Raw genomic sequence first — 12,810 nt, 5'->3', positions numbered from 1 at the left:
AAAAACCCTCTGGACACCCCCCGGCCCCTCGTCTAGATACGCGGCACCCGAGGGAAACCTCGCCCGTGCCCGGGTAGCTCAGGGGTAGAGCAGCGGATTGAAAATCCGCGTGTCGGTGGTTCAAATCCGCCCCCGGGCACCACTTTCCGCACATTTTCAGCCGATGCACGCGCTTGCGCCGAAAGCGGTGTGTCGCCATGCTTCGTGCATGAGCCGATCGCTTGCAGAGACCGACCTCGAAGCACTGGAGCGCGTGCAGCGGGAGCTGATCCGCCGAATGGACGGGCAGGCGCACCTGCCGCTTGGGCGCGCGCCGGAGATGACGGTCCCGCGCGAGCGGGGAAGCACTCTTTCGATCATCGTCGACGCCGCGGGCGTCGTGCAGCGGATCGAGGCGGACGCGCCGGTCCCCTTGGAGCTCGGCGACGACCTCGGCGCGCTGCACGGGTTCGCCTACCTGCGGGAACGTTTGCGCGACGGCGCGCGGCATGCCCCGCTTCTCGTGACATCGGGCGAGGAGATGTTGCTGCTCGTCGGCCGTCCGCATGTGGAGAACGGCATCCGCCTCACGCGTGCGGAGCCGATCTGGTCCCCGCAGCTCGACCGGCTGACCGAGAGCCTCTTCGGCCTCACCCAGCGGGAGCGGGACGTGCTGGCGGGACTGACGGCGGGACTGGGTGCCGCCGAGATCGCGGTGGAGGCCGCCCGGTCCGAGGGGACCGTTCGGCAGCAGATCAAGTCGATCCTGGGCAAGCTCGGCGTGCGCTCGCAGGCACGCGCCGTCGCCCTGATCGGACAGCTGGCCGCGCTGGACGACGCCGCCGTCCACCGGACCGACGTGCCGACGCCGCTCTGGGACGCACGCGCCGGATGCGACTGGCTCCGCTTCGGACGGGAAGGCGGGATGCCGGTCCTGTTCTTCCACGGGGCGCTGTTCGGCATCGCGGGCACCGCGACGGAGCGTGAGGCCGCACCGCATGTCGGTCTCGACATCGTGGCTCCCGTGCGGCCGGGCTACGGCAGGACACCGTTCCCCGACACGGGCGACGCGGCGATCCGCGAGGCGATCGAGTGTGCGGACGCTCTTCTCGACCAGCTAGGTCTCGGCAAAGTCGTCGTGATGGCGCACGATATCGGCACGCTTTTCGCCTATGCCTATGCCGCCGAACGGGCCGACCGGGTGCACGGCCTCGTGGCTGGTCCGACCACGCCCCCCATGCGCAGCTGGGAGCAAACCGCCCAGATGCCGCCGATGCACCGGGTCAATGCCTTCGCCGCACAGCGATTTCCCCGTCTGATGGACAGGATCGTCGTGCTGGGCATGCGCCAGATCGCACGCAAGGGCGCTGACAGCATTCCGGGCTTCGTCTTCGCGGACAGCGGCTGGGATCGTCGCCAATGGGAGCAGGCCGGCGTGTCGCGCCAGGCCTGGCTGATGGCTCAGGCTCAGGACGGCCGCGGGTTCCGCAACGACATGATGCTGACAAACACGGACTGGAGCGATCTGGCCTGCCGCGTGACCGCGCCGGTGACGCTGTTTCACGGGGCGAGATCCCAGACCGTGTCGCATCGCGGCGTGGTCGATTTGCTGGCTTTCTCGCAGAACCCACTCAGCAGAATCGAGCTGGTCGAGGAGGCGGGCCACACCCTCCCGGTGACCAATCCCGGTCTGCTTCTGTGCGCCTGCGCACGGACCCACGCGATTGCGGGACGGTAGACTTACAACCGAAGGGCGTGTTGCGGCCGCTCTTATACCAGATGGTACTGGCGCGGTTTCACCGGGGAATTAATCCTTTCGGTAAAGCTGGCCGGATCCCGTCGGGGTCGGGCCGACCTGCGCGTACCGACGCAGGCGGGACATGTTTTGGAGAGTGGATCGATGATCGGCACGGGTCGCGCGCGCGCACGCTTGATGGGAAGCACCGCCTATCGGGGGATCGGCCTCGCGGCCCTGTTCGGCATGGCTGGCCCCGCCGCGGCGCAGGATGTCATCCCCGACGGACGCACCAATACCTCCGTGACCGTCAACGGGCTGGTGTCCGACGTGCGGACCGGAACGATCTCGGGCGGAGTGGGCGTCAACACGTTGCGCCAGCTCAACGCCAGTTCCGGCCGGACGGTCAACATCCATGTGCCGCAGGGCACCGATACGACCGTCAACCTCGTCAGCGATCGGGCGAGCCGGATCGACGGCACGCTCAACTCGGTGATGAACGGCTCCGTCGGCGGCACGATGATCGTCGCCAACCCCAACGGCGTGATCGTCGGAGCGGGCGGGCAGATCAATGCCGGCGGGCTCTCCGTCTCCACCCCCAGCCGGGAGTTCGTCGAGGATTTCGTGCGCCCGGACGGCAGCATCGACACCGGCGCGCGCGACGCGCTGATCGACGGCACGGCGGACCTCGCGCCCGGCGACATCGTGGTCGACGGCGCCGTCACCGCGCGTGACGTGGCCCTGCGAGCGGGCGGCGACATCCTGGTCGGCGGCACGATCGATGTCGGTGCGCGCGAAGCGCTGGTCGGCGCCTTCGCCAATACCGGCACCGGCGGACTGGTGGCCGAGGCGGGCGGCGACATCGTCGTGGATGGCCGTGTCACGGCCCGCGACGGCCAGGCCGGGGCCGAGGTCGCGCTGACTGCCGGACGCGACATCACCGTTTCCGGTCGGATCGACGCGGACGGCGTGGACGGTGCCGATGCGGGCCGGATCGACGTTCTCGCGCAGCGCCACGCAACCATCGCGCAGGAAGCCTCCGTCACCGCGACCTCCATCGGCGCCGGCGCTGGTGGGGAGGTGCATTTCTCCGGCCTCAAGACGGTCACCGTGATCGGTGAGCTGAGCGCCGCGGCGCAGGGAACCGGCGCGCTGGGCCACCTCTACATCGACCCCGAGACGCTGACGATCTCCGAGAACCAGCTCTATGCAGGGCAGGACACGGTGCTGGAGGCGTCGGACGCCATCTACGTGCGGAGCGGCGTGATCCTCTCGACGCAGCGGCTCTATGACGAGGCGGAGATTGACGCCTACTACCCGACACTGCTGGGCGATTCCGGCGACCTGACCCTGCGCGCACCGATCATCGACATGGCCGAGGGGTCCAAGATCATCGCCGAGGGCGGGCGCGGCTTCGGCTTCTCCACCTTCTACAGCGGCGGCTCCGTCCTGCTCGAGGCGGTCGCCGACCAGACTCTCGATACCGCGGGCATCGCGCGCGCGTCGACCGCCATCACGCTGGGCAACGACGTCCAGATCAAGGGCGGCGACGTGACCATCCGCGCGGTCGCGACCGCGGGCTTCGCCATCGACGACGTGGCGCAGGTGGATGCCTTCGCGACCGACCCGCTCAACGCCTCCGTCACCGATCTCGTGAACGACGCCGCAGCATTCCTGACCGGGGAGCTCGCCTCGATCGGCGCGACCGTCCTGCCCGCGCGGGCCGAGGCGACGGCGACCATCCACTCCAATGCCGATACCATCGAGTCCGATTTCGGCGATGTCACCATCGAGGCGCTGGCGACCACCGATGTCGACATCACGCCCGACGCGAACATGCTGGCGATCATCGGTGTCAGCACCGATACGCAAGCCACGATCACCTTCGGCGCGAACGTGGTCAACAATTTCGACTACGGCACTTCCTACGCCAACCGGCAGGAACTGCGTGCGAACCGCGACCTCAACATCCGGGCCATCGCACAGGAGACGCAGAGCCTTTCCGCCCGTGCCGAGGGCGCGGCCGCGACGGCTGCCATCGTGTCCCAGCGCGACGCCGTGGCGCGGGTCACGACCGAAGCCACCCCGTCCCCCTTCGCCGGTCAGGTCGATCCGTGGGTCGAGCTGAGCGGCGGCGGGGCGGTTGCGGCCGAAACCCGGCACGACCTCGATTTCGATGCGGAGGCGGCCAATGGCGGCGCCTCCGGCCTCGCACTGGCGGGCGTGGTCTCGCTCGGCGACGGTGAGGCGATCGCCGCGGGCAATTTCTACACGACCGGCGGTCTGGACCTGCGGGCGGAGACCGTCTGGTCGCGCTACGACGTGGACGCGCGCGGCGTCTCGGGCGATGCGAGCGAGGTGACCGGCGACGCGCAGGCGCGCGATTCCTCCACGGAGGAACAGGCCGATATCGCCGAGGGTGCCTCGGCGGTCGAGACGCTTGGCGATCAGGATGGCACGGCGAGCGACACGGTCGGCGGCGCGGCCAACCTGACCGGCGGTTTCGTGCTGACCCTGCATGACGACATCACCGCCGCGGGCCTGGGCGGGGTCGAACTGCCCGGCCCCGATTTCCGTACCTTCGGAACCGAGGGCGGCCTCTACAGCTCCCTCTACGACTTCAATGGCGCGCCCGACGTCACCATTACCGCCCGCACGCGGATGGAGGATGTCGACGTCTCCGCCATCAGCGAGAGCTACGGCGCCGTCGGCATCGCGCTGGCGGGAACCGTGGCTGACTGGGGCGTGGATACGATCGCCCAGATCGACGATATCGACCTGGAGACCAGCGGCGCCGTGACTGTTCTGGCGGAGACGCTGCTCGCGCCCGAGATGTCGACCAGCGCACTGGATGCTGCGCGCAGCGGTATCGGCGCAGGGGCTGCGTCGGGCACCGTGTCCTCCGCCGCCGGGCTGCCGGATGCCGATACCCTCGTGGCGACCGACGCGATGACCTTCTCCGCCAACGCGACCGGATCGGGCGGCACCGTGTCCGGGTCGATCACGGCAGCCGTGACGACGCTCGACATCGCCACTTCCGCCGATGTGGGGGGCGATGCCTACCTGAAAGGTCCCTACAATTACGAGGACTACGGATACGGTGATTACGGCTACGGCGACGGATATGGCTACGATGACGGTTACGGCAACTGGACGCCCCCGCTCGAGGCGCTGTCCGGCTTCTCCCTGACCGCACGCAATGCCGGCGCGGTCAGCACCCGCGCCAACGATCCCGCGCGGCTGGCCGCGGGCGCGACCACCGGCATCGGGGCCGGTGTCGCGGTCAGCGACGTTACCGCGGGGGCGAGGGCCACGAGCCGCGGCAACATTACCACCTTCGGCCTCGAGCTCGCGGCGGAGCAGGCCTTGGAGGTCTCCACCCTCGCCTCCGCGGGCGCAGGTGGCACGACCGTCGATCTTGCCGGGGCCTTTGCGCTGACACGCTATACCGCGCAGACCGATGCGTGGCTGATACCCGGCAGCAGCGAGACCCGCTTCGCCCCCGAGCTGGCCGAGGCCGACCGCCCCGAAGGCGGTGCGCTGCGCATCCGCGCCACCGATGCGACGGATGTGATCACGCTGGCAGGCGCGCTGACCGATACGGCCACCGTCGGCGTGGGCGCCTCCGCCGCGCTCACCATCCTCGACCGCCACACCCGAGCCGCGCTGGGCCAGCCCGACGATCTCGCCTATGTCGGCACCGGCCCCTACGCGCAGAGCAGCCCCATCTTCGCGCGCGAATACGATTACGGCATATTCTCCGACGGGCTCAGCGTCGCCGCCCGCACCGACGGCATCGTCATTTCCGCCGCCTCCGCCGGAACGCGGCCGCAAGCCGCCGCGCAGGGCGACACGCGCAGCACCCCCGCCTCGGTCGGCGACGTCTCCCTCTCGGATGCCGATCTGTCGGAGGAGACGGTCCAGACCGGCGAGGATGGCAATCCGGCCGAAGGTGCGCGCGCCGGGTTCTCGCTGTCGGGCGCCTATGCGGGCACCTTCGGCACGGTCGATACGCTGGCCTATCTCGGCCACGCGGGCGACGGCACGTTGGACGGCGACCTGACGGTCACGGCGGAGGACGCATCCGACACCGTGACCCTGACGGGCGCGAGCGTGCCCGGCGACGTCACGGTCGGCATCGCGGGCGGCATGGCGCATGACGCGCTCGCCCGCTCTGTCGCGACCAGCCTGGTCGGCGGCGGCTGGACGGCGGAAGGCTTCGCCGGTCGCGCACTCCTGACCGGACGGTCGCTGACCATCGCGGGCGGTGCGGGTGGCGAGGGCGGCGGCGCGCTCGGCGTCGCGGGCGCCTTGGCGCTCCAGTCCGGCAGCCGTACGGCCACGCTCGACATCGGCGCGATGGAACTGCGCCTGTCGCAGGGCACGGCGGCGCTCGAGGCCACTGATGGCGGAGAGATCACAACCGTCGCGGGGGCCGCGCAGGACACCGCCGACGCCTCGGTCGGCATCGGGGCTGCCGTCGCACTCGACCGGTCCACACAAGCCGTCGCCATCGAGATCCGCGACTACGTCCAGCCGGGGACCGACGCGGGAGAGTTTACCAAGACCCCGCGCGGCACGCTCCTCGTCGCGGCCGCATCGCTGAGCGTGGACGCGCACGCGACCGGCACCCGCACGGTGCTCGCCCGCTCCTCCGGCGCCGCCACCGGCCTCGCCGGGTCCGGCGCCGTCGCCATCCGCACCGGCAGCAGCGTGGCCGACATTTTGCTCGGCGCGGACATGGCGCTCGCCGCGGACACGGTCATCGCCGCGCGTGTGTCGGGCGACAGCGTGGTGGAGGCGGGCAGCACCGCCTCGGGCGCTACGGTCGGTGTCGGCGTCGCCTTCGCCCTGCAGGCCGAGGATCGCGCGTCTCTCATCACGCTCGACACCGCCACGATCGGCGGGGCGGGGGCCACGACCGACGTCGAGGGCTTCGCGGGCTCCGTCGCACTCGACGCCACGACCTCTGGCCGGATGCGCGCGCAAGCCATCGCCGGGGCAGCCGCTCCCGACACCCAGTCCGCCCCGGCCGAAGAGGGTGAAGATGCAGGCGGCGCGGTCGCCTTCAACGGCTCCGTCGCCTTGGTCACCGCATCAGACAGCGCCGCGATCCGGGCCGAGGGCGTCGGCTACGGCGCCTCGCGCATCGCGGCATCTTCCGTTTCGCTCGACGCCATCGCCGGGGCGGACATGGTGGCGACGGCGGGCGGCCTGACCCAGGCGGGCGAGGGGATCGGCGCCGGTCTCGGCTCCGCGCTGCTCGTTACCGACAGCGCCGCCACCATCGCGCTGCGCAGCCTGCGCATCGACGCGGCCGGCGATATCGGCGTGACGGCCCGCACGGACGGCATGCTGGACGCGCGCGCCGTGAACGGCTCCGAGCAGGGCTTCGTCAATGTCGGCGTCAACGTCGCGGGCGGTACCACCGCCGCCGATGCATCCATCTCCTTCGGCGATCTCTCCGCCCAGCCGGACGATGGCGACCTTCTGCAAGGCGACGACGTGACCATCCGGGCCGAAGTGGCCAACGCGCATGTCGCGACTGCCAGTTCCGCCGCCCCCGTGGGCGACGACGGCAGCGCCAGCGTGAATGTCGGTCTCGCGGGCTTCGGCATCGACGGCGGCGCAGACGTCGCGCTGGGCGGCGGCGATATCAGGGCGACCGGCTCGGTCGAGATCCGCGCCGACGCCACCCCGACCGTGTCCGCAAGCTCGCTGGGCGCGGACAACCTGCGCCTCGATTTCGCGACCAACGAAGCCGAGGGCGAAGGCGAAGGCGAGGCCGACAGCGGCTTCAACCTCGGCATCGCGGCCAGCCTCTCCGATATCGACCTTGACGCGACCGTCTCCGTCCGCGCCACCGACATCCAGACGTCGAGCCAGGATGTGGCCGACCGCGTGTCGATCCAGGCGGCGAGCGACGTGACAAGCTCCACCGCTGGCCTCGTCGACACATCCGCACTGGTCGAGATCCGCGAGAACGCGTTGATCCTCGGACCCGAGATCGACATCGACGCGACCTCCCGCTCCGCCGTCCGTGTCGACGGCACGGTGGGGGAGACGAATTACGGCACCGATGCCCGTTCCGAGGAACAGGCCAATGCCGACCTGGTGGACGAGGCCGGGTCCGCGGCGCGCGGCGACGAGGCGGAGCGCACCGCCTTCTCCGCCTCCATCTCGCCGGAATCCGCAACCTCCGCCGCGAGAGTGGACATCGTCAACGGCATCGTCGGTGCGACAGTCGGCGATGCCGATATCGCCTCGCAGGCCACGACCGATATCACGCTCGGCGCCACCGACGCGCCGATCTCGGCGACCATCGCCGTCAGCGAGGTCAGCGCCGACACCCGCGTTACCGACAGCGCCATCGGCGCGATTGGCAACCTCTCGATCGGTGCACGCGCGGTCGAGGATCACACCCTGACCGCCCGCGTCGGCGCAGCCGATGCCAGCGCCGTGGACGCCGCGGCGGTGGTCAGCATCCGCCGCTCCCGCGCGACCGCGCTGGTCGACAATGCCGCACAGAATTCGGGCCTCTTCGGCGACGTCGTGACGGTCGAGGCCGCCACCGACCGCACCCTGACCTTCGACGCGGACGCGGTGGCGGGCGACGACACGTTCCTCGCGATGGCGGGCAATATCGGCTTCGGCGAGGGGCTGACCTCCGCCGGTCTCGGCGGCATCGTCTCCCGCTCCGACGGGACGGCAGCCGATGGCGTGGTTGTCGACGCCACGGCCACTACGACGCTCGACGTGCAGACACGTGCGGCGGGCGGGCGCACCACGGCGGCCCCCGAGGGCGAGACCGACAAGGGCGGCAGCGACGGCATCGGTGCCCGGCTCGCAGCGCTCGGCGACGACGTGAACGAAGACGCCGAGACCGAGGCGGACGATGGCACGAACGGCGCTTCGGGCGAGGCGGACGGCGAAGGCACCCTCGCCGATGCCGTGCGCCTCGCAGGCGCCGTGACGGTCCTGCGGCAGGAAGACGTGACCCACGCCACCCTCGGCGGCACCGCGATCGACGCGGACGGCTCCGACCTCGCGCTCGGCACCACGACCGTGACCGCGGCGGATGTGGACGTGACCGCGAACACCACGCTCGACGGCATGAAGATCCGGACCCAGGCCTTCCTGGGCGAGCGGGAGGAGGGCGATCCGAACGGCGTCGGCGTCTCCGCCGCCCTCGGCTATGTCGCGCTCGACTTCGACACGCAGGCCTCCCTCGGCCAGAACGCCACCGTGACCGTGACGACTGCGGATGTGGCGGCGACGACCAACCTCGACCCGGAGGCAAACACCGACCGGGCTGCCGCGCTGCGCAAGGTGGGCGAGGGCGCGGATGCCGACGATACGTTCGAGACCACGCCGAACAACTCCGCCCCTGCGCTGAACGGCGACATCGCCGACGGTGATTGGTCGATCTCACAAGGCGCCGCCGCGGCGGGCGAGGACGTGACGGTGGGCGTCGAGGCCGGGATCGTGAACGTCGATCTGACCACCTCCGCCCTGCTCGCCGGCGACGTGATCGGCAGTGCTTCCGTCACTGCGCGCACCGTGCGCGGGCTCAGCGCCGAGGTCGGCCGCCCCACCTATCTGGTCGGCACCGACGGTGCGGGTGTGGGCATCGGCGGCGCGGTCGCCATCACTGCCTGGGACGAGCGCACGCGCGCCGATATCGTCGACACGGCGTCCATCACCGGCTCGGCCACGGCCGAGGCGGAGAGCGCCACCCGCCTCGCCACTCTCGCAAGTTCCAAGGGGGCTGCCAGCTCCGTCGGCGTCAATGGTGCGCTCGCCATCCTGTCGCTCGACCGAGATGTGCAGGCCGTGGTCGATCCGCGCGCGGGCCTGACCGGCGCGCTCGCCATCACCGCGACCGACCGCAGCCAGAGCGTGACCTCCGCGCTCGCCTCCACGACGGGCGAGGGCGTCACCATCGGCGCGAGCGCCGCGCTCGCCTTCGACGACAGCCGCACGCAGGCCGTGTTCGGCACGCTCGCCGCCGATGGCACGTTGGGCGGCCAGATGGTCGGTACGGGCAGCGCCATCACCACGCTCGACATCACCGCGACCGACAGTTCGATCCGCTCTCTCAGCGCCGCCTCCGGCACTGGCCCAGAGGCCGACGATGGCGAGACCGAGACCGCCTGGGGCGTCGGCACCGTCCTCGGCCAGGACCTCGACACCGAGGAAGCCGAGGCGCTGAGCGGCGAGACCGAGGATACCGCCGGTTCGGGTGAGGCGGGTTACGGCCTCGGCATTTCCGGCGCCTTCGCGCTCGATTTCGGCGACACGACGGTCGATGCCGCCTCGATCGCATGGGGCGAGGTCGCATCGGGCGACGTGACGATCGCCGCCACGTCCAACGGCCTCAGCACCACCGCGACCGGCGCGATGGTCGAGGGTGCCGATACCAACGGCATCGCGGGCGCGGCCTCGATCGGCCTGCGGGATCAGTCCGTTTCCGCCCGCCTCAGCGGCATGGGCCAGACCGGCACCGGCACCGTCGACATCCGCGCGCTGGCAACGAACACGACCCGCACGCTCGCCGCGGGCCAGCAGGGCCGTTCCGATGCCACCTTCCGCGTGGCGGGCAGCGCGGCGCTCAACCTGGGCGCCACCTCCGTCCTGACCAATCTCGGCCAGAACACCATCGAAGGCGAACGCAGCGTGATCGCCACCGCCCGCAGCGGCGGCGAGATCACGACCCTCGCGGGCGTGCGCCAGCAGGGCGGCGGCACCTCGGTCGGCGTCAGCTTCGCGCTCGACGAGCACGACACGGATGCGTCGGTCGAGCTGCTCGGCTCCCCCGCGCCCGAGAACGGCGAGTCCGCAGGGATTTCCAATTCGCTCGATATCCGGTCTGCGACCATTACTGCCACCACGAACGAGACCCGCACGGCCAAGGCCCAGACCGCGGCCCTCGCGCTGCCGGATGCGGATGCCGGGGCCAGCGTCGCGGTCGCCGCGGCCCTCGTCACCGCGGGCACCAGCGGCACCGTCACGCTGGATCGCCAGCAGCTCTCGCTCACCGCCGACAGCACGGTCGAAGCCGTGGGCGGCGGCACCACCCAGGCCACCGCCGTTCAGCTTCAGGGCGGTCTCGGCGAACAGCCGCGCGTCGGAGGGGCGGCGGCCCTCGTGACCGGCTCCCGCGACCTCACGCTGACCGCAGATCGCGGGCTGATCGGCATGACCGGCGGCACGCTGACGGGCGGTGCCCGCGATACGGGGCAGACCGGCAGCGACATCTACGTCCTGACCGGCGGGCAGGGCACGGGCGTTGCGGCCTCCTCGGCTCTGACCCTCGGGCGCGGCACGGTTTCGGTCAGCCTCGGCAGCCCGACGACGGATGGAAATGCACAGTTCGGCCTGCTCTCAGCCGACCTGACGCAGGACGGCGCGACGCTCGCCACCGGCCTCGTCGATCTGACCGCCTTGGACGCGCGTGATTACGATGCGACCTCCGGCTCGCTCTCGCTGCAATCGGGCGGTGCGCAGGTGGGCGTCGGCACGGCGACCACCGTCGACACGCGCGAGGTCACGGCCTCGGGCCGCGACGTCATCCTGTTCGGCAACGGCGATATCGGACTGCATGCGGACCGCAGCGGGTCCCTGACGGCGCATAGCGGCGTCGGCGGCGTCAACGCTTCGGGGGCGGCGGTCAACGTCAACGGCGCGACGGTCGTCGCAGGCGGCAGCATCCGCGCCGAGATGCTGGGCGCACGCAGCTTCTTCGGCACCGGAACCCTGTCCGTCACCGCCACCGACACCGGGCTCGTCGCCGCGCGGATGCTCGATGTCGGCTTCTCCAGCAACACCGCGGTCGGCGCGCAGGTGCTCGGCAGCGTCCTGCGCCGTGACGTGAGCGCGACCGTCGATGTCAGCGACACGCAGGCCTCGCAGCTGAGCCATGCCGTCACCGTCGCCGCGACCTCGGCCGCACGGGTCGAGGCGCGGGCCCTTTCGGCCAATGCCGCCGCCACGGCCGGGGTCAACGCCACCTACCGGATGCTGACCGCGGATCGCGACACTTCCGCCACTTTGGGTGGAGAGCTCGTGGCCCCCTCCGCCACCGTCACCGCGACCCGGGCGGATGCGCTCGATACCCTCGCAGTCGATGTGGCCGTTTCCGGCAACACGTCGGTCGGGGCGAAGTTCACCCTGATCCAGCAGGGCGGCGGCACCACCGCCAATTTCGGCCCCGTGGCGGGCAGCGAGGTCACGGGCGCCGTGACCGTCGCGGCCTCCGACGACACCACCATTTCCGCCGACAGCTACGCGGCCAGCGTCGGATCGACTGTCGGGGCCTTCGGCGAAGGCGTCCTCGTCATTCTCGGCGGTGACGGCGCAACGGCCGACCCTGCGCGTGAGGGCGAGCTGGTCCGCGAGGAGGAATCCGAGCTCGATGCCCTGCGCGCGGCAGGCGACGCCGCCACGCAGCAGATCTTCACCGCCGGAACGGCCGAAGCGCCCGAGGCGCAAACCGCCCAGCCGCTGCAGCCCCCCCTCGGCGACGGCCTGGTCGCCGCGACGCTGGACCTCGCGGGCACGGGCGACGTCACGCTCGGCGCGCTCGACATGGACGCGACCGTCGGCACCGGGGTCGAGATGCGCGTCGGCACCGTCGGCGTCGGCGGCACGGCGTCCGCCGGGGCCGTCGCGGCGATGGGCATCGCGCGCACCCAGGCGCAGGTCGATCTCGACACGAGCGCACTTGCGGGGACCCTGCGCGTGGGCGGTACGGTCGATCTCGACGCGGCCAATACCGGCGACCTCTCCGTCACCTCGGTCGGCGTCGCCGTCGGCGGAACGGCAGGCGCGACCGGCAGCTTCGCGATGGCGCTCGACCGGCGGCAGAGCGGCATCTCCCTCGACGATGCGACCATCGAGGCGGGCAGCCTCTCGGCGACCGCGATCACCTCGGGCGAGGCGACGGCACGCGGCCTGATCGCCGCGGCGGGCGGTTCGGTCGGCGCGGGCGCAGGCGTGGCCCTGTCGCTCGACGATCGCGACACGACCGTCACGGCGGACCGCGCCACCATCGACGTGCTGTCGGGCGACCTCACGCTCGCGGCCTCGGGCGGGGC

General features: G+C 71.3%; 2 protein-coding genes and 1 tRNA gene. All 3 read left to right on the top strand.

The features are described from left to right. Positions 1–67: 67 nt before the first annotated feature. Positions 68–142: transfer RNA gene (locus RX333_RS09455), tRNA-Phe, on the top strand. A gap of 66 nt (positions 143–208) precedes the next feature. Continuing rightward, positions 209–1,717, top strand: a complete 1,509-nt coding sequence (locus RX333_RS09450; RefSeq protein WP_316014688.1) for an alpha/beta fold hydrolase — start codon at positions 209–211, stop codon at positions 1,715–1,717. Positions 1,718–1,912: 195 nt separating this feature from the next. Continuing rightward, positions 1,913–12,810 (top strand): leukotoxin LktA family filamentous adhesin (locus RX333_RS09445; RefSeq protein WP_316014687.1); only part of this gene is annotated, 10,898 nt, incomplete at its 3' end.

The organism is Roseobacter sp. HKCCA0434 (assembly GCF_032464675.1).
In the GTDB taxonomy this organism is placed as follows: domain Bacteria; phylum Pseudomonadota; class Alphaproteobacteria; order Rhodobacterales; family Rhodobacteraceae; genus Pontivivens.
This window is presented reverse-complemented; position numbering and strand designations above follow the sequence as displayed.

Bases quoted from the DNA above. Each gene is read 5' to 3' on its own strand.
- RX333_RS09450 (WP_316014688.1), top strand. From the start codon at position 209: ATGAGCCGATCGCTTGCAGAGACCGACCTCGAAGCACTGGAGCGCGTG.